The following is a 25990-nucleotide window of genomic DNA, read 5'->3' as shown; positions in this document are numbered from 1 at the left end:
GGAAGCGGGAGCGGGACCGGATCGACGTGGCGCTGACGGCCTGCTTCGGCGCCGCCGCGGCCGGGCCCGGCCTCCCCCGCGGGCCCGGCGGGAGCGGCCGTGCCCGCGGGGCTCACCGGGGTCAGACGCCGATGTCGCGGCCGTCCTTGCGGTAGACGGCGACGACCGACGGGCGGACCAGCCGACCCGGTCCGTCCGGCCACGCCGAGGCCGGCTTCTCGACGGTCGCCCCGTCGACCTCGCCCGGATGCTGGACCGCGACGACCACCCGCCGGTCCTGGATGATCGGGCCGCAGGTCTCGGCGCCCTTCGGGACCGTGAGGAACTGCTTCAGCTCGCCCCGGCGCTCACCGGCCGTCGCGACGCCGAACAGACCGTCGTGCGAGCCGAGCTGGGAGCCGTCGGTGGAGATCCACAGGTTGCCGTACGGGTCGAAGGCCACATTGTCCGGGCAGGAGATCGGGCTGACCCCGTCCTTCGGGTAGCCGGCGAAGTACGTGGCCGGGTCCTCCGGGTCGCCCGCGACCAGGAACAGCCGCCAGGCGAAGCCGTCGGAGGACGGGTCGTCCCAGTGCTCGGCGAGTTCCAGGATCTGGCCGTGCTTGTTGAGGTTGCGCGGGTTGGCCTCGTCCGCGCCGGGCTTGCCGGCCTTGCCGCGGTCGGTGTTGTTCGTCAGCGCGACGTACACCCGGCCCGTGCGCGGGCTCGGCTCGACGTCCTCGGGACGGTCCATCTTCGTCGCGCCGACCCTGTCGCCGGCGAGGCGGGTGAAGACGTACACCTCCTCGGCGGTCATGCCCGGGACGTGTGAGACGTCGCCGGTGGCCAGCGGGATCCACACGCCGCTGCCGTCGAACTCTCCGTCGTTCGGGAGCCTGCCGCTGCCGTCGATGTCCTGGGGTGAGTCGCCGGTGAGCTTGGCGACGTACAGCGTGCCCTCGTCCAGCAGCGTCAGGTTGTGCTCGCGGGCGGCACGGCCGTCGCCCTTCTTCATCCGCCTCGACGAGACGAACTTGTAGAAGTAGTCGAAGCGCTCGTCGTCGCCCATGTACACCACCGGGCGGCCGTCGCGGGTCAGCCGGGGCTGCGCGGCCTCGTGCTTGAAGCGGCCGAGCGCCGTGCGCTTGCGGGGCGTCGAGTCCGGGTCGTACGGGTCGAGCTCGACGACCCAGCCGAAGCGGTGCGACTCGTTGGGCTCCAGGGCGGCGTCGAAGCGCCTGTCGAAACGCTCCCACTTGCGCTCGGTGGCACCGGCGCTCAGGCCGTAGCGCTTGTCCGTGGCACTGGAGCCGTTGGCGAAGTACTGGTTGAAGTTCTCCTCGCCGTGGAGCGTGGTGCCCCACGGGGTCGTGCCTCCGGCGCAGTTGTTGAGGGTGCCGAGGACCTTGGTGCCGGACGGGTCGGCGGACGTCTTCAGCAGGTCGCTCCCGGCGGCGGGGCCCGTGAGGCGGAACTCGCTCGTGGCCGTCAGACGACGGTTGAGCCAGTGGCGGCCGACCGGGGTGAGCTTGCCGCTCCTGCGCTCCTCCTGGACGACGACCACGGAGAGGCCGTGCGCGGCCCAGCCGATCTCGACCTGCTCGCGGGTCGGGTCGGCGGCGTCGTAGCCCTTGAACATCAGCTGCTCGTCGGTGTACTCGTGGTTGGCCACGAGCACCTGACGGCCGTGCTCGCGCAGCGGCAGCAGGCTGAGGAAGTCGTTGTTGTAGCCGAACTGCCCGGCCTGCGCCTCGGCCGACTGCCGGTCGGCGTCGAAGGCGGGCGCGCCGCGCAGGATCGGTTCGCCCCAGCGGATCACCACGTTCCGGGTGTAGCCCTCGGGGACGGTCACCGCGTCGGCCGTGTTGGGCGCGACCGGGGTGAAGCGCAGGCCGCGGGCACCCTTGCCGCCCCCGTGCCCGCCATGGCGGGCGTCACCGGCGGCGGGCACCGCGGCGGCCTGCGCGGAGGGCGCGTGCTGCGTGAGCGCGGCACCGCCAGCGGCGGAGGCAACGGTCACGACGGCGGCGGTCCGCATCATCGAACGCCGCGACAGCGTCCCGGCGATGATGTCACCGGCGTACTCGTTGCCGCTGGTGTTCGGCACCTCGTGGAAGCAGGCGTCACCGCAGCGGTACCGGCAGGTCAGAGCGGAACGACCGCCGGCGTGGTTCGAGCTCAGAAGCGGCAGGATTCTGCGCACGTCTTCTCCCTGTCCCCTCGGCGCACTCTGCGCCGACATCGTGTCGGAATGTCTCCGGCCGTGACGGTAGGGGTACATGTGTGCAGGGCGGCGGACGAGAGGTGAACGCGGGATGAATCGGGAGGGACCGGGGCGCTCTTGACGCGGGAGGGGCTTGCTGCTGTAGGGCAGAGCGGCCGCTAACCTTACGTTTCCGCGGTGGCCGGAACTGCGGCGTTGCCACAGTCAGACCGGGTATTGCCGGAAAATGCGGATATTGATCGCACCCAATTCACGCGAAAGGCCTCGCACATGGGCATTCGGAGCTTGCTGCGAAAGGTGTTTGGACGCGAGCGCATGGAGTCGTCCTCACCGGCCTCCACGACGACCCCTACCGCCCCCGCCTCCGTCCCGCCCCAGGCCGAGGCCCCCACCCCGCAGGACCGCGCGGCGGATCTGGTGGCGGCGGCGTTCGACGCTCCCCCGGGCACCCGCCCGACGATCCCGCCGGCCCGGACACCGTCCAGGCCGGACGCGACTGGCCCGGCTGACGGGGCTGACGCGGCTGACGGGAAGGCGGCGAACGCGGACACCGCCGAGGCCGCGGAGGCGACGAAGGCGGCAGACACCGCGGAGGCGACGGAGGCCGCGGAGGCGACGAACGGCAAGGCTGCGGGCACGGACACCGCGAAGGCCCCGGACGCCAAGGCCCCGGACACGAAGGCGGCAGACACCGCGGAGGCGACGGAGGCGGGCGCCAGGGCGGCGACCACGGATGCCCCCCAGGCCGTGGAGGCGGGTGTCGCCGGGGACGAGAAGCCCTCTCAGGAGGGTGCGTCCTCGGTCACCGAGACGGCCGAGACCGGCGCTCCGGACGCCGAGGCGACGGCGGCCGCGGCCGAAGCGCCCACGGCCGGCACGGAGACCGAGCCCGCCACCCAACCCGCCGCCGAGCCCGCCACCCAACCCGCGGCCGGCGCCACGTCCGAGACCGCCCCGGCCGGTTCAGCAGCTTCGGGCGGTTCAGCCGTTTCAGGCGATGCCGAGGACACGAAGCCCGCCCGGCCGGAAGCGGCCGACGGGGCCTCCACCGCCGACGAGCACCCGGACGCGGTAGAGGCCGACGCCGCAGGAGCCGGGACGGAGGCGACACGGGCGACGGAGGCGACCGCCGAGGCGGACACCACGTCGGCCCCGGACACACACACCGACACCCGCACCGCTACCGCTACCGCTACCGCTACCGCTACCGCTACCGAGAAAACGAGAGCGGCGGAGCCGGAAGCGACCGGGAGCGTCCCCGCCCAGGCGCCCCCCGCCGACGCGGTTCCAGCCGCCGACGCGCGCACCGGGAGCGGCCCGGCGCAGCCCGAGCCGACCGCGCAGACCACCGCCGAGGCGGACACCAGCGCAACGGCTGGCCCCGCTCCCATGGCGCCCGAGCCCACCGAGGCCACCACCACCGAGCCCACCAAGCCCGCCGAGGCCACCAAGCCCGCCGCCGCTGCTCCGGACGGCACCGCGCCCGAGGCCGTCGACGGACCGCCGCCCACCCAGCCGGCTCCTTCGCCCGCCACGGACTCCGCCACCTCCGAGACCGACACCCCGGCCGCCGAGCCCCAGCCCGCCACCGAGCCGATCGCCTCCCACGCCACCGACACCGGCGGCGAGTCCGCCCTCCCCCTGGCTCATGTCAAGGCGCGGGCGGCGGCGCTCGTCGGCGCGTATCAGGCGGCCGGCACGGCGCTGAGCACCGCGGGAGCCGCCGGGGCTCGGGCGAAGGTGTATCTCGTGCTGGACCGGTCCGGGTCGATGCGGCCCTATTACAAGGACGGCAGCGCACAGCAGCTCGGCGAGCAGACCCTGGCGCTCGCGGCGCACCTCGACGAGGACGCGTCCGTGCATGTCGTGTTCTTCTCGACGGACATCGACGGCAGCGGCGAGCTGACACTCGCCGAGCACGAGGGCCGCGTCGACGAACTCCACGCGGGTCTCGGGCGCATGGGGCGGACCAGCTACCACCGGGCCGTAGAGGAGGTCGTCGCCCACCACGAGAAGTCGGGCGCCGACGGCCCCGCCCTCGTCGTCTTCCAGACCGACGGCCCGCCCGACGCCAAGCAGCCGGCCAGGCAGGCGCTGGCGGACGTGGCCGACAAGCCGTTCTTCTGGCAGTTCGTGGCCTTCGGTGAGCACGAGGCCAAGGGCTTCGACTTCCTGCGGAAGCTCGACGCCGACGCCTCCGTGGAGAACGCCGCGTTCTTCCACGCCGGCCCGGATCCCCGCGAGCTCACCGACGAGGAGCTCTACGAGGGGCTGCTGGGCGCCTTCCCGAAGTGGCTGGACCGCCGCGGGGGCTGAGGACGGCGTCCCCGGCCGGTGCGCCGAGAGCGCCGCACCGGCCGGGGACGAAGATCGCCGCGACCCGACGGCGACCGCGGGCCGGCGACCGGAGGCCGTGGGCCGGAGGCCGCGAGGCTGGCTGTGGCGGCTCGCGGCCGGCGGGCGGCGGCTGAAGGGCTTCGGGCAGGGGATGACCCGGCCGGCGGTCCGGCACCGTGTGCGCGGCTTACACGGGTGAGTCGATCTTCACGCGGCCGTTAGGATTTCGACCATGGCGGCCACTGGATCCGAGAAGCACGGGGCGAAGGCGTACTACGTCTCGACCCCCATCTACTACGTCAACGACGCTCCTCACCTGGGCCACGCCTACACGACCGTCGCAGGCGACGTGCTCACCCGCTGGCACCGCCAGCGCGGCGAGAAGGTGTGGTACCTCACCGGCACGGACGAGCACGGTCAGAAGATCATGCGCACCGCGGAGGCGAACGGCGTCAGCCCGCAGGAGTGGTGCGACAAGCTCGTGGAGGAGGCGTGGAAGCCTCTCTGGGAGCATCTGGAGATCGCGAACGACGACTTCATCCGCACGACCGAGCGCCGGCACACCGACCGGGTCCAGGAGTTCGTACAGGACCTCTTCGACAAGGGCGAGATCTACAAGGGCGGGTACGAGGGCCCGTACTGCGTGGGCTGCGAGGAGTACAAGCTCCCCGGCGAGCTGCTGGACGGCGAGGGGGCGTACGCCGGAGAGAAGCTGTGCCCCGTGCACAAGAAGCCGGTGGAGATCCTCAAGGAGGAGAACTACTTCTTCAAGCTCAGCGAGTACGGCCCGAAGCTGCTGGAGTTCTACGCGGCCAACCCCGGCTTCATCCAGCCCGAGTCCGCCCGCAACGAGGTCGTGAACTTCGTGAAGCAGGGTCTTCAGGACCTGTCGATCTCCCGGTCGACGTTCGACTGGGGCATCCCGATCCCGTGGGACGAGAAGCACGTCATCTACGTGTGGGTCGACGCCCTGCTGAACTACGCGACGGCGGTCGGCTACAACGAGAACCCGGCGAAGTTCGAGGACACGTTCCCCGCGGACGTCCACCTCGTCGGCAAGGACATCCTCCGCTTCCACGCGATCATCTGGCCCGCGATGCTGATGGCCCAGGGGCTCCCGGTGCCCGGCAGGATCGCGGCCAACGGCTGGCTGATGGTCGGCGGCGAGAAGATGTCGAAGTCGAACCTGACCGGCATCAAGCCGCAGGACCTCACCTCGCACTTCGGCGTGGACGCGTACCGCTGGTACTTCCTGCGCGCGATCGCTTTCGGCCAGGACGGCTCCTTCTCGTGGGAGGACTTCTCCGCCCGCTACACCAGCGAACTCGCCAACGACTACGGCAACCTGGCGTCCCGGGTCGCCGCGATGGTGGGCAAGTACTTCGGCGGGTCGCTGCCGGAGGCCGGCGCGAACGGCGAGGCCGAGAAGGCGGTCCGGGACGGCCTGGCGAAGGCCGTGGCCGAGGCGGACCGCAGGATCGGGGAGGAACTGGACTTCCAGGGCGGGATCCTGGCGGTCTTCGACTTCGTGAAGCAGGTCAACGGCTACATCACGGAGCAGGAGCCGTGGAAGGTCGCCAGGACCGCGTTCGACCAGGCCGCCGACCCGGCGGAAGCCGAGGGGGGCCGGGCCCGTCTCGCGACCATCCTGTACACGGCCGCGGAGTCGCTGAGGGCCGTCGCCGTGCTGTTGAACCCGGTCATGCCGGAAACCTCGCGGAAGCTGTGGGACTCCCTGGGCGCCGAGGCGTCGCTCGGCGCCCTGGCGGACCAGCGGGTCCAGGACGCGGCGGAATGGGGGGCGCTGCCGGCCGGCTCGACGGTGACGAAGGGCGCCGTGCTCTTCCCGCGCCTTGAGGAGCCCGGCAAGGGCTGAGCATTCCGCCCGCACAGCCCGTCTGGTCCATTCGGTCCGCACAGCCCGTCTGGTCCGTTCCGCCCGCACACCCCGTCTGAAGCGTTCGGTCCGCTCGGTCCGTCCCCCCGCACCGCTCTCCGCCGCGCGTCGGACCGCCGAACGGCGGAGCGCGGTGCGGGTCCGGGCGCGTCGTCGGCCTGCTGTCGAAGCAGCGGACAGGTCACGGCACCCCCGGGCCCCTCGGCACATACGCACATACCTGCGTACTCAAGTAGTCGCGTACGCATGTCCGCGTGTCCCGCGTCTCCACAGACCGCATGCTCTGCATGCCCCGGGTGCTGGCCCGGGTGCTGTCCCGGGCGCCCCGCGGTCGCACCGCAGAGCCTCCGGCCGTCCGGTCCGACCCCCACCCCGTGTCACGGCCTCACGGCCTCACGACCCCGCGACCCCGCGACCCCGCGACCCCGCGACCCCGCGACCCCGCGACCCCGCGGCGGTCAGCGTGCCAGCGATTCGCCGTCCCCCATCACCACCACCGGCCGCTTGCCCGGATCCAGTCTGCGCAGCAGCTCCGCCATCCGGTCCAGTCCGAGCGAGACGCACCCCTGGGTGGGGCCGTCATGGTCGACGTGGATCCAGACACCGCCGCCCCGGTCCCAGCCCATGGGCCGCCGCTCGTCGAGCGGGGTCAGTCCCGACTCCCTGTTGTAGTTGATCGCCACCACGTGGTCGAAGGATCCCCGCAGGCTCTCGCCCCGGAAGCCGGTGCCGACGGCCACGAACTCCTCGGACTGGTGGTACGGCAGTCTGGTGCCCGGATCGGGCAACCGGCCGCCCGCGTCGGTGAGACCGAAGACGCCGATCGGCGTGCGGTGGTCCCCGGCCCAGTGCTCGTCGGTCCAGCCCTTGAGGGCGTTGTGTGCCGGCCACGGCCCGGCGACGGCCCTCCAGCGCTGCTCCGCGTCGCGCTCGTAGAGCGTCGCCGTGGACTCGCTGGAGTCGGCGGACCTCCCCCTCACCAGGAGGGCCTGGCCGGTGCCGGCGGGGACGAGTTCACCCGTTCGGGGCCCGAGACCGGGCAGCCCGGCTGGATTCGCCCGGTCCGCCGCGGGCGGGCCGCCGTGCGGCACCGCGTTCGAACCGGCGGGCGGGCCGGCGTGCGGCGCCGCGGCGTCCGGCGCGGGGGGAACGGGGCCGGCGGCCGGGGACGGCGCCGAGGGCTTCGCGCAGCCCCCGAGCAGCAGTCCGGCGGCCAGCAGGGGCAGCGCTGCTCTGGTCAGTACGGTGCTGAGCACTCCGCGATGTCCTCTCGTGATCCTCGTGCGGTGCGGGCGGCCGGACGGTCCCGGCGGGTCCACACGGCACATGCGGTCCGGGCGGCCGCGGCGGCGCGCACGGGCCCGGCCGGGTCACGGCGGGCCGTCGACGGCTCCCCCCGTGCCTTCCCGCCGCGGTGTCGCCGGTCGCCGGCTCGGCGCCGTGAACGACTCGGAAGGAGCACGAAAACAACGCGGAAGGGCCCGGAACCGGCCGGGATCGCCAGGATCAGGTTGGTTCCGGGCCCTTCCGGGCTCATCGCGTCGCGGACCGCTGTCGGACAGCCCGGCTCGGCGGGTTCGGCCCTACTTGGTGGGCTTGTAGGGCGTCGGCTTCGCCGGCCCCTGGTAGAGGCCGATGTGCAGCTCCTTCAGCCGGGCCTCCTCGACCTCCGCCGGGGCGCCCATCAGCAGGTCCTGCGCGTTCTGGTTGAGCGGGAACGCGATCGTCTCGCGGATGTTCGGCTCGTCGGCCAGCAGCATCACGATGCGGTCGACGCCGGGTGCGATGCCGCCGTGCGGCGGGGCACCGTACTGGAAGGCGCGGAGCATGCCGGAGAACTCCCGCTCGACGGTCTCGCGGTCGTAACCCGCGATCTCGAAGGCCTTGAACATGATGTCGGGCCGGTGGTTCCGGATGGCGCCGGAGGACAGCTCGACACCGTTGCAGACGATGTCGTACTGCCAGCCGAGGACGTCCAGCGGGTCCTGGGTGCCCAGGGCCTCCAGACCGCCCTGCGGCATGGAGAAGGGGTTGTGCGAGAAGTCGATCCGCCCGGTCTCGGGGTCCTTCTCGTACATCGGGAAGTCGACGATCCAGCAGAACCGGAAGACGTCCTCCTCGAAGTGACCGGAGCGGCGGGCTGCCTCGACCCGCACCGCACCCATGATCTTGGACACCTCGTCGAACTCACCGGCGCCGAAGAACACCGCGTGACCGGGCTTGAGGCCCAGGCGCTCGGTGAGGGCCTCGACGTTCTCCCCCGTGAGGAACTTGGCGATCGGGCCGGACAGCGCTCCGTCGTCGCCGACGCGCACCCAGGCCAGGCCCTTGGCGCCCTGCTCCACCGCGTACTCGCCGAGCTGGTCGAAGAACCTCCGCGGCTGGTCCTGGACGGCCGGCACCGGCAGGGCCCGGACGTGCCTGCCCGCGAACGCCTTGAACTCCGAGCCCTCGAAGACGTCGGTGATGTCGACGAGCTCCAGCCGCGCCCGCAGGTCGGGCTTGTCGGAGCCGTACTTCAGCATCGCCTCGCGGAACGGGATCCGCGGGAACGGCGAGGTGACGTGGCGGCCGCCGCCGAACTCCTCGAACAGCTCGGTCATCAGCCTCTCGACCGGCCGGAAGACGTCCTCCTGCTCGACGAAGCTCATCTCGACGTCGAGCTGGTAGAACTCGCCGGGCGAGCGGTCGGCCCGGGCGTCCTCGTCGCGGAAGCAGGGCGCGATCTGGAAGTAGCGGTCGAAGCCCGCGATCATCAGCAGCTGCTTGAACTGCTGCGGGGCCTGCGGCAGCGCGTAGAACTTGCCGGGGTTCAGCCGGGACGGCACCAGGAAGTCGCGGGCCCCCTCGGGGGAGGCCGCGGTGAGGATGGGGGTGGCCATCTCGTTGAAGCCGAGCGCGGTCATCTTCTGCCGGATGGCGGCGATCACGGCGGTGCGCAGCATGATGTTGCGGTGCATGCGCTCGCGGCGCAGGTCGAGGAAGCGGTACTCCAGTCGCCGCTCCTCGTTGACCCCGTCGTCCGTGTTGATCGTGAAGGGCGGCTGGGCCGAGGAGCCGAGCACCTCGACGCCGGTGACCTCGATCTCGATCTCACCGGTCGGCAGGTCCGGGTTGACGTTGTCCGCGCCGCGGGCGGAGACCTTGCCGTCCACGCGGACGACGGACTCCTTGGTGAGGTGGCTCAGTGCCTCGTTGGCCGGGGTGCCGGGGCGGGCGACGAGCTGGACCAGACCGTAGTGGTCGCGGAGGTCGATGAAGAGGATGCCGCCCAGGTCTCGGCGATTGTGCAGCCAGCCGCTCAGCCGGACGTCGGTGCCGACGTCAGAGGCGCGGAGCTCGCCGCAGGTGTGGGACCTGTACCGGTGCATCGTTCATCCAGTCTTCGCGATGGGGGGTGTGGGCGGACCAACCCAGGTTACCGCCCGGCCCACGGCCGCCCGTCCGGATCTACCGCGCGGTACCGCGCGGCGCGGGGACTGCCCGCGGAGGGGCGCCGCGGGCACCGGCCCTGCACCGGCCCTGCACCGGTACCGCGGGCACCGGCCGTCCCCTGGCCGCCCTCTGGCCGTCCCCTGGCCGACACCGCAGGCACGGGCGGTACCGGCACCGCCGGCCCCGGCCGGGCACCGGCCGTCCACTGTCCGCCCCCGTCCGGCCCCTGTCCATCCCCCCGCCATCCCCCCGCCGTCCCCGTCCGCTCCCTGTCCCTCCCCTGTCCATCCCCCCGCCGTCCCCGTCCGCTCCCTGTCCGCTCCCTGTCCGCCCCCCGTCCAGTGGTGCCCGGCCCAGCGGGTGTGCACCGGAGCAACCCGAATACAGTGGGACAATGCGCACCGAGGACGTCCTGGCTGCGACGGCGACCGGCATTTGGCGCTGGGACAACGCGTCCGGGACCGTGATCCTCGACGCGGAGGCCGCCCGCCTGCTGGGGCTGTCCGGCGGGGCCGGCGGATACACCGCCTCGGCCGTGCGCTCCCTTCTGCACCCCGTCGACTGGAACGAGGTCAGCGGCACCATCGGGCTCGCCGTGGCAGAGGGGACGCTGGCCGAGTCCCGGGTGCGGGTGGTCGACGCGGAGGGACGGGTGCTGCGCACCATCCGCAGCCGCTCCAAGCCGGAGGCCGAGGGCGACGGCTACCGCCTGTTCGGCACCGTCCAGGAGGTCCCGGAGCCGCAGCCGGGCACGAGTGCCCACACCCCGGTCATCGGCGACTGGCGGCGCTCCCGCGAGGCGTTCCTGCTGGACGCGGGCCGGGCGCTGGCCGAGGCCCGGTCCACCGCCGAGGTGCTGCGGGTCGCGGCCTCGCTGTCGATGCCGGGCTTCTCCCCCGACGGTCTGGCCGTCTTCGGCGTGGAGGCGGACCGGCTCACGGTGGTCGGTTACCACGGCTACGACGAGCATGTGGCGGGCCCCCTCGCGGACCTGCCGATCGAGACCGAGTACCCGGTGTCCGAGGTCATCCGGACGGGGCGGGCCCTCTACGTGCCGACGCCGCTGGAGTACCGGCGCCGGTACCCCGCCATGTGGCCGCTGATCGAGGGCTACGGCAGACAGTCGTGGGCCTTTCTGCCGCTGATCGTCTCGGGCCGGACGATGGGCACCTGGATGGCCGCGTTCAGCCATCCCGTCGCCTTCACGCCCGACGAGCGCTCCGTTCTCGCCACCGTGGCCCGGATGCTGGCGCAGGCGCTGACCCGCGCCGGGGTCGCCGAGAGCGAGCGGGAGCTGTCGCGGGGGCTCCAGCGCTCGATGATGCCGTCCCTGGGGCCGGGCATCCCGGGCATGTCGGTCGCGGCCCGGTACGTTCCGACCGGCGGCGGCCTCCAGGTCGGCGGCGACTGGTACGACCTGATCCCGCTGCCCGGCGCCTCCCCCGCCGCAGAGCCGGGCGGCGGGAGGATCGCGCTGGTCATCGGAGACGTCCAGGGCCATGACGTACGGGCGGCCGGGCTGATGGGGCAGTTGCGGACCGCCCTGCGCGCCTACGCCACCGAGGGCCACCGTCCCGACGCGGTGCTGGCCCGGGCCTCCCGCTTCCTGGCGGGGCTGCACGACTACACCGAGAGCGAGGCGTACGACGACGGCGACCCCGTGGGCGGCCACAGCGCCCCGCGCTTCGCGACCTGCCTCTATCTGGAGTGCGACCCGGCGACCGGCGCCATCGAGGTCGCCCGGGCGGGGCACCCCGATCCGGCGATCCGGCTGGCCGACGGCACGGTGATCCTGCGACCCACCGCAGGCGGTCTGCCGCTGGGGATCGACCCGGACTCCGACTACCCCACGACGCAGATCGTGCTGGAGCCGGGCGAGACCATCATGATCTGCACGGACGGACTGCTGGAGACCGGCGGCCACGACCTGGACAGCGGGTGGGAACGGATCCGGGCCGTGCTGGAGGAGCACCGGGACGAGGCGGGTTCGCTGGAGAAGCTCGCGGACGCGCTGGTGCAGGCCGTGCACGGACCGGCCTCCCACCACACCACCGGCCCGCTCTCGGACCGGCGCGAGGACGACATCGCGGTCGTGCTGCTGTCCCGGCACGGCCGGCCCGCCCGCCGGGCCCCGCGCCGCACGGTGCTCACCGTCCGCCAGGCCGAGCCGGAGCGGATCTCGACGGCGCGGCGGCAGATGCGCGACCTGCTGTACGACTGGGCCGACGAGGAGCAGGTCGACTCAGCGGTGCTGATGGTCTCGGAGATGGTCACCAATGTGCTGGTGCACACCGACGGTGACGCTCTGCTGGTGGCGGAGGCGACCGGGAGGTCCGGGCGCAGGCGGCTGCGGGTGGAGGTCTCGGACACCAGCGACGAGCTGCCGCACCAGCGGCGGCCCGGCGAGCTGGCGTCGTCCGGTCGGGGACTGCTGCTGATGGAGCTGCTCGCCGACGTCTGGGGCGTGGACCCGCGGGGCGAGGGCAAGTCGGTCTGGTTCGAGCTCTACGAGCCGGGGTCGGGGGACGGCCCGCCGGAGCCGGTGCCACCGGGTCCCTGCGTGGGATCGCCGACCGCCCCGTAGCGGCTGCGCAGTTCCCCGATGATGCCGAACGCGGCGGCCGTGAGCGGCACGGCCAGCAGCATCCCGAGGATCCCGGCGATGCCCGCACCCGCGGTGATCGCCAGCATCACGACCGCCGGATGCATCTGGACGGTGCGGCTCTGGATCACCGGCTGGAGCACATGCCCCTCCAGGGCCTGCACGGCGAGGACGACGCCGAGCGCCCAGAGCGCGATGACGAAGCCCCGGTCGGCGAGCGCGACGAGCACCGCCATCGAGCCGGAGATGAACGCCCCCAGATAGGGGATGTACGCGAAGACGAAGACGAGCGCGCCCAGCCCGACCGCCCCGGGCACGCGCAGCACCAGCAGGCCGACGGTGATGCAGACGGCGTCGATGAGGGCGATGAACGTGGTGCCGCGCATGAAGCCCTCGACCGCCTCGAACGCCCGCCGCCCCATCGCCTCCGCCATGTCCCCGGTGGACTGCGGGACGAGGGAGCGCAGGGTGGAGACCGCGCGGTCGGAGTCGCGGAGGAAGAAGAAGCTCAGCAGCAGGGCCAGGACGGCGATGGCGATCATCTCGCCCACGACGCTGATGCCGGAGATCACCTCGGACGCGGCGGTCCCGCCGAACCTGCTCAGCAGTTCCCTGGAGTTGGTGGCCAGGTCGTCGAGCGAGGTGCCGGCGGCTCCGAAGTGCCTGGCCAGGTCGGCCGCGGCCCGCTTGAGGGAGGCGATGATCTGGTCCCCGGACTCGATCAGCGCGTTGACCACGATGTACAGCGCCCCGCCGACGACCGCCACGACCGCCGCACAGGTGATCCCCGCGGCGAGCGAGCGCTGCACCTTCATCCTGATCAGGCGCCGGTGCAGCGGACCGAGCAGCGCGGTACCCAGCAGCGCGAGCAGCAGGGGGGTGACGGCGGTCTTGAACTCGGTGATCAGCCACACGCCGACGGCGCCGACCCCCGCGACGAGCAGCGCGACGGCGCACCAGGCGGCGAGGCGCTGCACGGGCCGGGGGAGAAGGGTCTGCGGCGGCGGCACGGTTCCAGCCGACCACGCCCGGCGCGGCCCGTCCCGTCCGCCGGGGCCGGACGGGTGGCGGGCCGCCGGGGAAGCCGCGGGCGGGACGGGCCGACGGGCCCCGGGGTGGGCGGCGTCGCCCGGCCCGAGCGCCCGGGCGGGCGCGCCCGGGCCGGGGGCTCACATCCCGTGGGCGGCCGGGACCGTACCGAGGCGGCCCTTCTGGAAGTCCTCGAACGCCTGCTTGAGTTCCTCTCGGGTGTTCATGACGAACGGCCCGTAGTGCGCCATCGGCTCCCGGATGGGCCGTCCGCCGAGCAGCACGATCTCCAGGTCACCGGTGCCGACGGCGTCCTGGGTGTCGTCGGCCCGCACGGTCAGCGCACCGCCCTCGCCGAACACGGCCGTCTGCCCCGTGTGCACGGGCCGCCGCTCGGCGCCGACCGCACCGCGTCCGGCGAGGACGTACGCGAGGCCGTTGAAGTCCTCGCGCCACGGCAGGGTGATCCGCGCGCCCGGCCGCAGGGTCGCGTGGACCATCGTGATCGGGGTGTGGGTGATGCCGGGTCCCCGGTGACCCTCGAGTTCTCCGGCGATCACCCGGAGCAGGGCGCCGCCGTCGGGGGAGGTGAGCAACCGGACCTGGCCGCCGCGGATGTCCTGGTAGCGCGGGTCCATCATCTTGTTCGCCGCCGGCAGGTTCACCCAGAGCTGCAGCCCGTGGAAGAGACCGCCGCTCACGACGAGTTCCTCCGGCGGGGCCTCGATGTGGAGCAGCCCGGAGCCCGCCGTCATCCACTGGGTGTCGCCGTTGCGGATGGTCCCGCCGCCGCCGTTGCTGTCCTGGTGGACGAAGGTCCCGTCGATCAGGTAGGTGACGGTCTCGAAGCCGCGGTGCGGGTGCCAGGGGGTGCCCTTCGGCTCCCCGGGCTGGTACTCCACCTCGCCCATCTGGTCCATCATGACGAACGGGTCGAGGTGGGTGTGGTTGATCCCGGCGAACGCGCGGCGCACCGGGAAGCCCTCCCCCTCGTACCCCTGGGGCGCCGTGGTCACGGCGAGTACGGGACGCTGCACGGCGTCACCGGCCGCGGTCACGCGCGGCAGGGTCAGCGGGTTCTGGACGGTCACTGCGGGCATGGAGGCCTCCTCGTACGTCCAAGTTAGTTGAATCTCGAACTTCTCGCCACCCACAACGCCGATCCCGCCGACCGCATTCCCACCCCGCCGCGGTCGCCGGACCGGCGGCCGCGGCGGGGGTGGTCGCACGCCCCCCCACCGGGACGCGGGCGCCACCGCACCCCGCACCCCGCACCCCGCACCCCGCACCCCGCACCCCGCACCCCGCACGGAAAACGACCGGCGGGCACCGAGGGGTGCGGGCCGGTCGCCGCGTGGGAAGACCAGAGAGACGTAAGAACCGCGAGAAACGCAAGAAACGCAAGAAACGTGAGACAGCCAGAGAGCAGAGACACCCGAGAGAGCGGAGAGAGCAGCGGAAACGCCGGCAGCGGGGGCAACCGGAGACAAGGAGGCGTACGGTCCGGACCGGTCAGCCGTACATGCGCCGCATCGCGAAGTCGACCATCTGCTCCACGGCCTTCGCGTCGAAGACCATCCGGTGCTCGCCCTCCATGTCGAGGACGAAGCCGTACCCGGTGGGCAGCAGGTCGATCACCTCGGCACCCGTGATCACGAAGTACTTGGACTCCTTGCCCGCGTAGCGGCGCAGTTCCTTGAGCGAGCTGAACATCGGGATCACCGGCTGCTGCGTGTTGTGCAGGGCCAGGAAGCCCGGGTTGTCACCGCGCGGGCAGTACACCTTCGACGTCGCGAAGATCTGCTGGAAGTCCTCCGCGGACAGCGACCCCGTGGTGAAGGCCCGCACCGCGTCGGCGAGCGAGGGGGGTGACGGCTCGGGGTACAGCGGCTGCTCTCCGTAGCCCGCTCCGGGCATCCCCGCACCGGACATCCCCGCTCCGGGCATCCCGGCTCCGGGCATCCCCGCCCCGGGCATGCCCGCGCCCGACATCGGCTGCTGCGGCGGAGGGCCGTAGTGCTGCTGACCGCCGGGGGTCTGGTCGTAGCCGTACATGGGCGCAAGACTACCGAGGCTCCGCCGGGGGGCGGGCCCGGCAGCCGGTCACGTCTCAGCGGGCGGGCTCCCCGGACCCGATCGCCCCGACGAACGACGACCACGCTCCGGCACCGACGGCGAGGACGGGCCCGTGGGGCGCCGGGCCGGGGCCACGAGGAGTCGGGGCGGGGCCTCGCCCAGCCGGCGGCGGTCGGTCTGCGCCGGGGTGTGGACCTGGGCCCCGACGGCGGGAGAGTCTGGTGCGAGCCGCCCGACCCGGCTCGGCCGCCGGTATGCGGGTCGCGTCACAGATGCCGGTGGGGGGTTGCTTCTTATTACCGACGGGTAGCATCATCGTAGCTACTTGCCGGTAGTTGCAACGAGGACCCTGCCTCCTCCCCGATCCGTTACGGAGCCGTCGCCATGGGGCACTACAAGTCGAATCTCCGCGACATCGAGTTCAACCTCTTCGAGGTCCTCGGGCGCGACAAGCTGTACGGCACGGGTCCGTTCGCGGAGATGGACGTCGAGACCGCCAAGAGCATCCTCGACGAGATCGCCCGCCTCGCGGAGAACGACCTCGCCGAGTCCTTCGCCGACGCCGACCGCAACCCGCCGGTCTTCGACCCGGAGACCAACACCGCTCCGGTGCCGGAGAGCTTCAAGAAGAGCTACCAGACCTTCATGGACTCCGAGTACTGGCGCCTCGGCCTCCCCGAGGGGATCGGCGGCACCACCGCGCCGCGCTCCCTCGTCTGGTCCTACGCCGAGCTGCTCCTCGGCTCGAACCCCGCGATATGGATGTACTCCTCGGGCCCGGCCTTCGCCGGGATCCTCTACGAGGAGGGCAACGAGGCGCAGAAGCAGGTCGCCCGGATCGCGGTGGAGAAGCGGTGGGGCTCCACCATGGTGCTCACCGAGCCCGACGCGGGCTCGGACGTCGGCGCCGGTCGCGCGAAGGCGATCCAGCAGGACGACGGCTCCTGGCACATCGAGGGCGTGAAGCGCTTCATCACCTCCGGCGAGCACGACATGGAGGAGAACATCCTCCACTACGTCCTCGCCCGCCCCGAGGGCCACGGCCCCGGCACCAAGGGCCTGTCCCTCTTCCTCGTGCCGAAGTTCCACTTCGACTGGGAGACCGGCGAGCTGGGCGAGCGCAACGGCGTCTACGCCACCAACGTCGAGCACAAGATGGGCCTCAAGGCGTCCAACACCTGCGAGCTGACCTTCGGCGACAGGCACCCCGCCAAGGGCTGGCTGATCGGCGACAAGCACGACGGCATCCGCCAGATGTTCATGATCATCGAGTTCGCCCGCATGATGGTCGGCACCAAGGCGATCTCCACGCTGTCCACGGGCTACCTCAACGCGCTGGAGTACGCCAAGGAGCGCGTCCAGGGCCCCGACCTGGCCAACTTCATGGACAAGACCGCGCCCAAGGTCACCATCACCCACCACCCCGACGTGCGCCGCTCGCTCATGACGCAGAAGGCGTACGCGGAGGGCATGCGCGCCCTCGTCCTCTACACCGCGTCGGTGCAGGACGAGATCGCGTCCAAGGAGGCCGCGGGCGAGGACGCCAAGTCCCTTCAGGGCCTCAACGACCTGCTGCTGCCGATCGTCAAGGGCTACGGCTCCGAGAAGGCGTACGAGCAGCTCGCCCAGTCGCTGCAGGTCTTCGGCGGCTCCGGGTACCTGCAGGAGTACCCGATCGAGCAGTACATCCGCGACGCCAAGATCGACACCCTCTACGAGGGCACCACGGCGATCCAGGGCCAGGACTACTTCTTCCGGAAGATCGTCCGCGACCAGGGCGCCTCGCTGAACGCGCTCGCCGAGGAGATCAAGAAGTTCCTCGCGGTCGGCACCGGCGGCGAGGAGCTGTCCGGCGCCCGCGACGCACTCTCCAAGGCCGCGGTCGACCTGGAGGCGATCGTCGGCCGGATGCTCACCGACCTCACCGCCACGGGCGAGGACGTCAGGAACATCTACAAGGTCGGCCTCAACACCACCCGTCTGCTGCTCGCCTCCGGTGACGTGGTCGTCGGCTACCTGCTGCTGCGCGGCGCGGCCGTCGCCGCCGAGAAGCTGGAGACCGCCTCCGCCAAGGACCGGGCGTTCTACCAGGGCAAGATCGCGGCCGCGAGGTTCTTCGCCGCCAACGTCCTGCCGGGTGTCTCGCTCGCCCGCGAGATCGCCGAGGGCGTGGACAACGAGCTGATGGACCTGGACGAGGCGGCCTTCTGATCCCGGCCCCCGCATCGACCCGGTCCGGCCCTCACGCCGACCGAAGCGAAGACCCGCTCCCGCCCGGGAGCGGGTCTTCCCGCGTACCGGGCCCGCCGCCGCGCCCCGGCCCACCGCACGGACCGGAACACCGCACGGCACGCCGCACCGCACGGACCGGCACCCGGACCGGCGCACCACCCGGCCCACCGCACGGACCGGAACACCACACGGACCGGAACGCCACACGGACCGGAACACCACACGGCCCACCGCACCGCACGGACCGGAACGCCACACGGACCGGAACACCACACGGCCCACCGCACCGCACGGACCGGAACACCACACGGACCGGAACACCACACGGACCGGAACACCACACGGCCCACCGCACGGAGCGGCCCCGTGCCGCAGCGCCCGGCCGCGGTCCACCGTACGGACCGGCCGTGCGAGGAACGCTCGTTAAGGTGAGCACCATGAACAGCCGTGCAGCCTCCCCGTCGCCCACCCCCTTCGACCGCGGGCACACCGAGGACATGATGTCCTTCCTCGCGGCGAGCCCCACGCCGTACCACGCCGTGGCGAGCGCCGCCGAGCGGCTGGACGGAGCCGGGTTCCGACGGGTCGAGGAGACCGACGTCTGGGACGGCGCCGGCGGCGGCAGGTACGTGCTCCGGGGCGGCGCCGTCATCGCCTGGTACGTGCCGGAGGGCGCACCGGCCCACACCCCCTTCCGTATCGTCGGCGCCCACACCGACTCCCCCAACCTCCGGGTCAAGCCGGAACCGGACACGGGGGCGTACGGCTGGCGCCAGATCGCCGTCGAGATCTACGGCGGACCGCTGCTCAACTCCTGGCTCGACCGCGACCTCGGCCTCGCGGGCCGGCTGACGCTGCGGGACGGTTCCACCCGCCTGGTGAACATCGACCGTCCGCTGCTGCGCGTGCCCCAGCTCGCGATCCACATGGACCGCTCGATCCACGAGAAGGGGCTGCAACTGGACAAGCAGAAGCACATGCAGCCCGTGTGGGGCCTCGGCGGCACCGTCAGACAAGGCGACCTGATCTCCTTCCTGGAGGAGGAGAGCGGCCTGCCGCCCGGCGAGGTCACCGGCTGGGACCTGATGACCCACGCCGTGGAGGCCCCGGCGTTCCTCGGCCGCAACCGCGAACTCGTGGCCGGCCCGCGGATGGACAACCTGCTCTCCGTGCACGCGGGGACGGCGGCGCTCGCCGCCGTCTCGGGCCGGGACGACCTGCCGTACATCCCGGTCCTCGCCGCGTTCGACCACGAGGAGAACGGCTCCCAGGCCGACACCGGCGCGGACGGCCCGCTGCTCGGATCGGTGCTGGAGCGCTCGGTGTTCGCCCGTGGCGGCACCTACGAGGACCGCGCCCGGGCCTTCGCCGGCACCGTCTGCCTGTCCTCCGACACCGGCCACGCGGTGCACCCCAACTACCCGGAGCGCCACGACCCCACGCACCACCCCCGCCCCAACCGCGGCCCCATCCTGAAGGTGAACGTCAACCAGCGGTACGCGACGGACGGCAGCGGCCGGGCCGTCTTCGCCGCCGCCTGCGAGCGCGCGGGCGTGGAGTGGCAGACCTTCGTCTCCAACAACGCGATGCCGTGCGGCACGACGATCGGCCCGATCACCGCCGCCCGCCACGGGATCCGGACCGTCGACATCGGCGTGGCGATCCTCTCGATGCACAGCGCCCGCGAACTCTGCGGCTCGGACGACCCGTACCTGCTGGCCAACGCGCTGGTCGCGTTCCTCGAGGGCTGACCGTGGCAGGGGCCCTCCCGAGAGCCGGCCGGCAGGCCCCGGCAGCCGCCGGCAGCCGCCGAGAGCCGGCCGGGGTCCCTCCGCCGAGGACCGCGCACCGCCACGGAAGCTTTCCCGCTTGGGAGTTGCGGGCCGGGGTAGCCGGTTGACCCACATCGACACGGGAGGCGGAGACCATGGGCCTGGGAGGCTGCATCCTGCTGATCGGCGCGGGGGCGATTCTGACCTTCGCGACCGACTGGAAGTCCGAGAGCGTCAACCTCGACCTGGTCGGACTGATCATGATGGCGGTCGGCATCATCGGGGTCGCCGCCTTCACCGCCATCGCGCGCCGCCGCCGGGCACTCGTCTCCCCGGTCGCCCCGACCGTGATCGAGGAGCCCCGGCACGGCGGCCATGAGCGCTGACGCGGCCTCCGGCCGGACCGGCAGAAGGGGCCTGCCACCGGCCGGGCCATGACGCGCCGCCCCGCCGGCGCCGTCGCGCGGCGCGAGCGGGCCGGCCGGCACTGTCAGGCGTCGTCCATGCCCGCCAGCACCAGCGGCAGCCGGGACGCTCCCCCACCGGTCACCCTGAGCGGAACGCCCCAGTCCTGCTGGTGCACATGGCACGCCGGGTACTCTCCCCCGGTCTCCGACTGGGAGGTGCCCCCAGCAGGATCGTCGCAGGACGCGGCCATCGCCGACACGTGCAGCACGCCCTCGGCCACCGCCGGGTCCAACTCCAGGTCCCGGAACAGGTCGGTGCCCGCACCCCCGCCCCCGGCCAGCAGCTCCGGCGGGGTCGACGACACCAGCAGCCTGGTCGAGGGTCCGTAGCGGTTGTCGAGCTTCTGCCCCTCGGGCGCCCGGAAGACCACGTCGAGCCGCAGCGTCCCCGGCGCCACCTCGGTGGCCGCACGCTGCGTACGGTGCGCCACCCCCTCGACCCGGACGGCCTCCTCCGGGAGCCGCAGCCGCGTCAGCCGGTGCCGCGCCGACTCCACGACGACGATCTCCCCGCCGTCCAGCACCGCGCCGGACGGTTCGCGCAGATCGGTGGCGAGGGTCGTCACCTCGCCGGTCGCCGGGTCGTAGCGGCGGAGCGCGTGGTTGTACGTGTCGGACACGGCAACCGAGCCGTCGGGCAGCGCGGTGACGCCCAGCGGGTGCTGGAGCAGGGCCTGTGCGGCGTCGCCGTCCCGGTGCCCGAAGTCGAAGAGGCCGGTGCCGACGGCGGTGTGCACCGCGCCACCGGTGTCGATCCATCGCAGCGCGGACGTCTCCGAGTCGGCGATCCACAGCCGGTCCCCGGCCGCGGCCAGCCCGGACGGCTGCGCGAACCACGCCTCGGAGGCCGGTCCGTCCACCAGTCCCTCGTTGGTCGTGCCGGCGGCCGCCTCGACCGTGCCGGCCTCCGGGTCGTACGTCCACAGCTGGTGGACCCCGGCCATCGCGATCCACACCCTGCCCTGCCACCAGGCCACGTCCCAGGGCGAGGACAGATCCGTCTCGAGGGCCGGACCCGACGTCGGCGCCCCCTGCCGCCACTGCCGCCCCGTCCCCGCGACCCGCTCGATCGCGCCGGTCGCGGGATCGACCGTCCGCAGCGCGTGGTTGACCGTGTCGGCGACGATCACCTTCCCCGACGGCAGCAGCGCGAGGCCCTGCGGCTCCCGGAAGTCGCCGTCGCCGATCCGCCGCACCACGGTCTCGCCGTCCGCCTCCAGCTCGACCAGCTGGTGCCGCGTCGAGTCGGACACCAGCAAGCGCCCGGAGGGCAGCCGCAGGGCCTTCCCCGGGAAGCGGAGATCCGTCGCGACCGGCTCCGGCGGGACATACGGGCCGTCGCCGCGCCGCAGGGTGCCCTTCGCCGAGTGCTCGGCCTCCAGCTGCTCCACCAGCCGCTCGATGGCGTGTGCATGACCCTCGCCCGCGTGCTGGGCGACGACATACCCCTCGGGATCGATCACCACGAGCGTCGGCCAGGCCCGTACCGCGTACTGCTTCCACGTCGCGAGTTCGGGGTCGTCGAGGACGGGGTGGTGCACCCCGTACCGCTCGACGGCGTCCACGACGGCCCGGTGCTCGGCCTCGTGCACGAACTTCGGCGAGTGGACGCCGACGACCACCGTGGTGTCGCGGTGCTTCTCCTCGAGTTCGCGCAGCTCGTCCAGGACGTGCAGGCAGTTGACGCAGCAGAAGGTCCAAAAATCGAGGATCAATGTGCGACCTCGGAAGTCGGCGAGCTTCAGGTCCTTCCCGCCTGTGTTGATCCATCCGCCTTTGCCGATCAGCTCGGGGGCACGGACACGGGCACGGCGGGGTGCGGGCGCGGGGGTGGGCGCCGGGGCAGCATCGTTCATGTTTCAAGCTTGCCATTGGCCCATGAACACCGGATCACAGCCGTACGACGCGGTTGCCCTGCGCAGCTATGGGATCCGCTCCACCACGGCGACCTCCGAGAATTCTCGGAGGTAGGTCATATGCCCGGTCCGGCCAGTGTGCTGTATGCACATGTCGGTGCACACGTCCGCGTTCCCGGTCGGTTCTGAGGTCCACCGGCAATCCGGGTTCAGGCACCGCGCGGTTGCCGTCGTCTCGGCCGATGGGTGGCGGCGCATGACGTAGCTCACGTACCGCAGCACGGCTTTCACGCTCACGTCGACTCCCCGGGGTGCGGGTGGTTCCTGAGCTCCACGTTGCAGTCACTGACCACGGAGCCGTCGCCTTCGAGGCGGGCCTCTCGGCGCTGCGCGGCCAGGGCGGCGCAGACTCCGCAGCCGGCTGCCGGTACGGGCTCCGAATCCGTTCGCAGCGGCAGCTCCACCGGGGGCTGCGCATAGGTGATCGGCTTCACGGCCCGATCTCGTGTCGTCCGCATGGTGACCACGCTAGGAACGCCGAGGTCGCACTTCCCATGAGATTGCATGAGGTTGCACGGCTATCACCGCAGGGTCTGGATGACGCTCGTGATCAGCGCTCGGGCCTTCGCTCCGTAGACCGCCATGTCAGCAAGTTCCCTGAACGTGTCCGCGTAAGCGGCAACCTCACCAGGCTGGGTCAGCGTGAGGTAGCCCGAGACCAACTCGACGTTGACCTGCGCGGTGTCGAAGATCCAGAAACCTTCCACCGGCATCCGCGAGCGCTCGGTACGTGTGGGGACCACGCCCAGGCTGACACTGGGCAAAGAGCCGACCGTGAGGAGGTGGCGGAGCTGTTCCTCCTGTACCTCCGCCCCTCCGAGCCCGTTCCGCAAGACCGATTCCTCAACCAGGAACGCGAACCGCCGATCACCCTTGTAGAGCACGCGCTGACGCTCCATGCGGACGGCGACCGCATCGGCGACGTCGTCCACTTCGACCCGTCTGCGCTGGACCGCGCGCAAGACGGCTTCCGTGTAGCCGTAGGTCTGGATCAGGCCCGGAACGAACCACGAGGAGTACGCGCGGAACCGGCGGGTTCGCTCGAAGAGCGGGAGACGGGCTTCTTGGGCCTGCTTGAGCCCGGCGCGCTCCATTCGCCGCCACCCGACCCACATGCCTTCGGCGGTACGCAGCGAGGCCAACAGATCTTCCGTCTGATCTTCCGAGCCACACGCCCGGCACCACGCCCGGATGTCATCAGCGGACGGAGGCGTACGGGCGTTCATGATCCGTGACGACTTGGACGGATGCCAGGAGCACAAACGGGCGATGTCCCGTCCGGTGAGGCCGGCATCCCGGCACAGCTCAGCGAGTCGATTCGCCAGAGCCTGCCGGGCCTGCTGTGCGCTTGATGAGGGTGAGACGGCCATGGTGGGTGACAGCTCAGCGCGGTCGGTACTCCTCGTGTGGAACGGCCCGTTGCCAAGCTGCCTCGAAGGCGCCGGCGCACAGCTTCACCCGCTCGGGGTCGTCCGCGTACTCCCGCCCGTCCTGGTCGAGCTGCCCGTTCCCGGTGAAGTGGTGGAAGAGCGCCTGCGCACTGTCGAACAGCCAGAAATCGGTACCCGGCAAGGCCAAGTCCGTGGTCTGCCGCCGGGGCAGCCACCGGACCAGCTCACCCGTCGCGATGTTTGTGAACGTGCAGAAATCTACGACAACGCACTTACCTCGTAGGTCCGCGAGCGTCAGACTCCTGCCACCCGTGTTGAGCCAGCCACCCTTGCCGATCAGCTCAGGGGCACGGACACGGGCACGGCGGCGGGGCGCGGGGGAAGCGGCGGCGTTCATGCGGTCAAGGGTGCCACTCGCGGAGCGGGGAACCGCGGGCGGTCCGGCACCGCACGGCGGGGGGCCGCTCCTCCCGGGACGCAGTGGACACACGGGGACCACACGACCGCCGACGGGGACCACCCACGACCGCCGGGACCCACGGCTGACCGCCACGGACCCGCGGCGGGCGGGAGTGGCCGGGTCCCGGCCGGGCGGGGCGGGGTCCCGGCCGACCGGGGCCGGGCGGGGCCGGTCCCGGGGCGTCAGCTCCCCCGTACCACCGGGGGTGCCAGGCCCAGGCGGCGGTCCTTGAGGGCCGGGAACTGCTCACGGGACTCCGCCGGCCTCTTCGGGTCGAGGTCGACCGCGAGGATCTCCTCACCGGCGCCCGCCTCCGCAAGGACCTCGCCCCAGGGGTCGACGACGGTGCTGTGCCCCGCCTGCTCGACGCCCGCGTGGGTACCGGCGGTGCTGCAGGCGAGAACGTACGCCTGGTTCTCGACCGCCCGGGCGCGCGCCAGGAGGGTCCAGTGGGCACGCCGACGCTCCGGCCAGCCGGCGGGGACGACGAGGAGGTCGGCGCCGGCGTCGACCAGACCGCGGAAGAGCTCCGGGAAGCGCAGGTCGTAGCAGGTGCCGAGACCGAGGGTGGCGTCGGGCAGCCGCACGGTCACCAGTTCCTCGCCCGCGGCCATCATCACGGCCTCGCCCTTGTCGAAGCCGAACCGGTGGATCTTCCGGTAGACACCGGCGAGGCGGCCCTCGGGGGAGAAGACCAGCGAGGTGTTGAAAAGGCGGCCGTCGGCGGCCCGCTCGACGACGGAGCCGGCGTGCAGCCAGACACCCGCGTCGGCCGCCGCCTCCGCCATGGCCCGGCGCGTGGGGCCGTCCAGCGTCTCGGCTTCCGCCTCGAAGGAGTCGTAGGCGAAGGCTCCCACGGTCCAGAGTTCGGGAAGGACGACGAGGGCGGAACCGCGCTGCTCCCGCACCAGTGCGGCCGCGCGGCGACGGCGGGAGTCCACCGGTTCGTCACGATCTACTGCGATCTGGATGAGTGAGGCGCGCACACTACCACCGTCCTGGCATTCGAGCCGTCAACACGGGCCTACGATCGTCACACGAAAGCACTGCCGGGGTGCCCAAGGGCAGCGTACTGTTCTCTCCCGGGGGTCACCCCCAGGACCCCCGGCAGCCGCCCGCACCCAGACCGCGCACGACCGCCGAGGGGTTCCGTGACCGTCCATCCCAGTCTCCAGACCTACGCCGACGCCTGGACCCACTCCATCGAAGCCATATTCGAGCTGGTGAAGCCGCTCGCGGAGGGCCAGTGGAACCGCGCGACACCGTGCCCCGCATGGTCGGTTCGCGACATCGTGTCGCACATCATCGGCATGGAGTGCGAGATGCTCGGCGACCCCCGCCCCATCCACAGCCTGCCGCGCGATCTCTACCATGTGCGAAGCGAGTTCGCCCGCTACATGGAGATGCAGGTCGATGTGCGCCGCCACCACACGGCGCCGGAGATGACCTCCGAGTTCGAGTACACGATCATCCGGCGGAACCGTCAGCTGCGGAACGAGAACCGCTCTCCGGAGACGATGGTGCGCGCCCCGCTGGGTGCGCATCAGACCCTGGAACAGGCCTACCGCATCCGGGCGTTCGACGTCTGGGTGCACGAACAGGACCTGCGCGTGGCGCTGAACGCGCCCGGCAACCTCGACTCCCCCGGGGCGCTGGTCGCCCGCGACCAGTTCATCTCGGCGCTGCCGAAGGTCGTCGCGAAGGGCGCCGGGGCGCCGCCCCACACGGCGGTGGTCCTCGATGTGCACGGGCCGGTGGAGTTCCTGCGGACGGTGCGGGTCGGCGCGGACGGACGCGGCACCGTCGACGGCTCGCCCTCACTGGGCCCGGCCGTGACCCTGGCCCTGGACTGGGAGACCTATGTGCGGCTGGCGGCCGGCCGGGTCCGGCCCGCCGCCGTCGCCGACCGGATCAAGATCGAAGGGGACGCCGGGCTCGCGGCCGCGATCCTGGAGTCGTTCGCGGTGACGCCCTAGCGGGTGGATCCGGGGGCACCGCGGCCGGTTCCACCGCGGGCGCCGTGGCGGGCGCGGGCGCGTCGGGTCCGCCCCCCGGCCGCCGCGCCCTCGTACCCTCGTACCCTCGCGCCCGGGCGTACACGGACTGCCTGACGCCGGGAGGTGCCCGACGGTCCCCACCCGGACGCCCGAGGGCCGGCGCCGCACGCCCGCAC

At 72.2% G+C, this 25990-nt stretch carries 19 protein-coding genes; 7 read left to right on the top strand and 12 right to left on the bottom strand.

Going from position 1 to position 25990, the window contains the following annotated elements; genetic code table 11:
* Positions 1-121: 121 nt before the first annotated feature.
* Entirely contained in the window at positions 122-2182 is a 2061-nt protein-coding gene (locus DDQ41_RS16560; RefSeq protein ID WP_109295189.1) for a PhoX family protein, read from the bottom strand.
* Between the two features lie 336 nt (positions 2183-2518).
* Here DDQ41_RS16560 and DDQ41_RS16555 point away from each other — a divergent pair, with 336 nt between their 5' ends.
* Positions 2519-4519 (top strand): VWA domain-containing protein, encoded by a 2001-nt coding sequence (locus DDQ41_RS16555; protein ID WP_109295188.1) that lies wholly within the window; start codon positions 2519-2521, stop codon positions 4517-4519.
* Between the two features lie 253 nt (positions 4520-4772).
* On the top strand, positions 4773-6416 hold the full coding sequence (metG, locus tag DDQ41_RS16550; protein ID WP_109295187.1) for a methionine--tRNA ligase: 1644 nt from the start codon (positions 4773-4775) through the stop codon (positions 6414-6416).
* A 479-nt stretch (positions 6417-6895) separates the two neighbouring features.
* On the opposite strand, the gene DDQ41_RS16545 is transcribed toward metG, so the two are convergent.
* On the bottom strand, positions 6896-7693 hold the full coding sequence (locus DDQ41_RS16545; protein WP_109295186.1) for a L,D-transpeptidase family protein: 798 nt from the start codon (positions 7691-7693) through the stop codon (positions 6896-6898).
* A gap of 327 nt (positions 7694-8020) precedes the next feature.
* Positions 8021-9808: an aspartate--tRNA ligase gene (gene aspS, locus DDQ41_RS16540; RefSeq protein WP_109295185.1), complete on the bottom strand. Its 1788-nt coding sequence runs from the start codon at positions 9806-9808 to the stop codon at positions 8021-8023.
* 458 nt (positions 9809-10266) lie between these two features.
* On the opposite strand from aspS, the gene DDQ41_RS16535 reads away from it, so the two are divergent.
* On the top strand, positions 10267-12456 hold the full coding sequence (locus DDQ41_RS16535) for an ATP-binding SpoIIE family protein phosphatase (protein WP_109295184.1): 2190 nt from the start codon (positions 10267-10269) through the stop codon (positions 12454-12456).
* Here the strand turns inward: DDQ41_RS16535 and DDQ41_RS16530 are convergent.
* From DDQ41_RS16530 to DDQ41_RS16515, 3 genes are all read right to left on the bottom strand, one after another.
* Entirely contained in the window at positions 12378-13484 is a 1107-nt protein-coding gene (locus tag DDQ41_RS16530) for an AI-2E family transporter (RefSeq protein WP_109295183.1), read from the bottom strand. The two genes, DDQ41_RS16535 and DDQ41_RS16530, sit on opposite strands and share 79 nt — an antisense overlap.
* Before the next feature lie 159 nt (positions 13485-13643).
* On the bottom strand, positions 13644-14603 hold the full coding sequence (locus tag DDQ41_RS16525) for a pirin family protein (RefSeq protein ID WP_109295182.1): 960 nt from the start codon (positions 14601-14603) through the stop codon (positions 13644-13646).
* A 412-nt stretch (positions 14604-15015) separates the two neighbouring features.
* The gene (locus DDQ41_RS16515; protein ID WP_109295180.1) at positions 15016-15558 is read right to left on the bottom strand and encodes an SseB family protein; all 543 of its coding nucleotides are present in this window, start codon (positions 15556-15558) and stop codon (positions 15016-15018) included.
* 405 nt (positions 15559-15963) lie between these two features.
* On the opposite strand from DDQ41_RS16515, the gene DDQ41_RS16510 reads away from it, so the two are divergent.
* The 3 genes from DDQ41_RS16510 to DDQ41_RS16500 all read left to right on the top strand — a co-directional run bounded on the left by DDQ41_RS16510 (position 15964) and on the right by DDQ41_RS16500 (position 19969).
* A complete protein-coding gene (locus DDQ41_RS16510; RefSeq protein ID WP_109295179.1) occupies positions 15964-17790 on the top strand; it encodes an acyl-CoA dehydrogenase in 1827 nt (608 codons plus the stop codon).
* Between the two features lie 458 nt (positions 17791-18248).
* Positions 18249-19562, top strand: a complete 1314-nt coding sequence (locus DDQ41_RS16505) for a M18 family aminopeptidase (RefSeq protein WP_109297769.1) — start codon at positions 18249-18251, stop codon at positions 19560-19562.
* Between the two features lie 176 nt (positions 19563-19738).
* Positions 19739-19969: a hypothetical protein gene (locus tag DDQ41_RS16500; RefSeq protein WP_109295178.1), complete on the top strand. Its 231-nt coding sequence runs from the start codon at positions 19739-19741 to the stop codon at positions 19967-19969.
* A 104-nt stretch (positions 19970-20073) separates the two neighbouring features.
* Here DDQ41_RS16500 and DDQ41_RS16495 read toward each other — a convergent pair whose 3' ends face one another.
* From DDQ41_RS16495 to DDQ41_RS16470, 6 genes are all read right to left on the bottom strand, one after another.
* Positions 20074-21906 (bottom strand): NHL domain-containing thioredoxin family protein, encoded by a 1833-nt coding sequence (locus tag DDQ41_RS16495; protein ID WP_109295177.1) that lies wholly within the window; start codon positions 21904-21906, stop codon positions 20074-20076.
* A gap of 66 nt (positions 21907-21972) precedes the next feature.
* Positions 21973-22188: a DUF7848 domain-containing protein gene (locus DDQ41_RS33235; protein WP_438700388.1), complete on the bottom strand. Its 216-nt coding sequence runs from the start codon at positions 22186-22188 to the stop codon at positions 21973-21975.
* 11 nt (positions 22189-22199) lie between these two features.
* Entirely contained in the window at positions 22200-22424 is a 225-nt protein-coding gene (locus tag DDQ41_RS16485; protein ID WP_109297768.1) for a hypothetical protein, read from the bottom strand.
* A 63-nt stretch (positions 22425-22487) separates the two neighbouring features.
* Positions 22488-23336, bottom strand: coding sequence for a helix-turn-helix domain-containing protein (locus tag DDQ41_RS16480; RefSeq protein WP_109295175.1), 849 nt, complete (start codon positions 23334-23336; stop codon positions 22488-22490).
* 13 nt (positions 23337-23349) lie between these two features.
* The gene (locus DDQ41_RS16475) at positions 23350-23754 is read right to left on the bottom strand and encodes a DUF6879 family protein (RefSeq protein ID WP_174720293.1); all 405 of its coding nucleotides are present in this window, start codon (positions 23752-23754) and stop codon (positions 23350-23352) included.
* Positions 23755-23999: 245 nt separating this feature from the next.
* Positions 24000-24803, bottom strand: a complete 804-nt coding sequence (locus tag DDQ41_RS16470) for a carbon-nitrogen family hydrolase (RefSeq protein ID WP_109295174.1) — start codon at positions 24801-24803, stop codon at positions 24000-24002.
* 165 nt (positions 24804-24968) lie between these two features.
* On the opposite strand from DDQ41_RS16470, the gene DDQ41_RS16465 reads away from it, so the two are divergent.
* On the top strand, positions 24969-25793 hold the full coding sequence (locus tag DDQ41_RS16465) for a maleylpyruvate isomerase family mycothiol-dependent enzyme (RefSeq protein WP_109295173.1): 825 nt from the start codon (positions 24969-24971) through the stop codon (positions 25791-25793).
* Positions 25794-25990 lie beyond the last annotated feature (197 nt).

The sequence above is a fragment of the Streptomyces spongiicola genome (genome assembly GCF_003122365.1).
In the GTDB taxonomy this organism is placed as follows: domain Bacteria; phylum Actinomycetota; class Actinomycetes; order Streptomycetales; family Streptomycetaceae; genus Streptomyces; species Streptomyces spongiicola.
Note: the sequence above shows the minus strand (reverse complement) of the source record. Positions and strands in the feature narration are given on the sequence as shown.

Coding starts and splice junctions, on each gene's coding strand:
- DDQ41_RS16555 (WP_109295188.1), top strand. CDS start 2,519: ATGGAGTCGTCCTCACCGGCCTCCACGACGACCCCTACCGCCCCCGCC.
- metG (WP_109295187.1), top strand. CDS start 4,773: ATGGCGGCCACTGGATCCGAGAAGCACGGGGCGAAGGCGTACTACGTC.
- aspS (WP_109295185.1), bottom strand. CDS start 9,808: ATGCACCGGTACAGGTCCCACACCTGCGGCGAGCTCCGCGCCTCTGAC.
- DDQ41_RS16535 (WP_109295184.1), top strand. CDS start 10,267: ATGCGCACCGAGGACGTCCTGGCTGCGACGGCGACCGGCATTTGGCGC.
- DDQ41_RS16525 (WP_109295182.1), bottom strand. CDS start 14,603: ATGCCCGCAGTGACCGTCCAGAACCCGCTGACCCTGCCGCGCGTGACC.
- DDQ41_RS16515 (WP_109295180.1), bottom strand. CDS start 15,558: ATGTACGGCTACGACCAGACCCCCGGCGGTCAGCAGCACTACGGCCCT.
- DDQ41_RS16510 (WP_109295179.1), top strand. CDS start 15,964: ATGGGGCACTACAAGTCGAATCTCCGCGACATCGAGTTCAACCTCTTC.
- DDQ41_RS16505 (WP_109297769.1), top strand. CDS start 18,249: ATGAACAGCCGTGCAGCCTCCCCGTCGCCCACCCCCTTCGACCGCGGG.
- DDQ41_RS16500 (WP_109295178.1), top strand. CDS start 19,739: ATGGGCCTGGGAGGCTGCATCCTGCTGATCGGCGCGGGGGCGATTCTG.
- DDQ41_RS16495 (WP_109295177.1), bottom strand. CDS start 21,906: ATGAACGATGCTGCCCCGGCGCCCACCCCCGCGCCCGCACCCCGCCGT.
- DDQ41_RS16485 (WP_109297768.1), bottom strand. CDS start 22,424: ATGCGGACGACACGAGATCGGGCCGTGAAGCCGATCACCTATGCGCAG.
- DDQ41_RS16480 (WP_109295175.1), bottom strand. CDS start 23,336: ATGGCCGTCTCACCCTCATCAAGCGCACAGCAGGCCCGGCAGGCTCTG.
- DDQ41_RS16475 (WP_174720293.1), bottom strand. CDS start 23,754: ATGAACGCCGCCGCTTCCCCCGCGCCCCGCCGCCGTGCCCGTGTCCGT.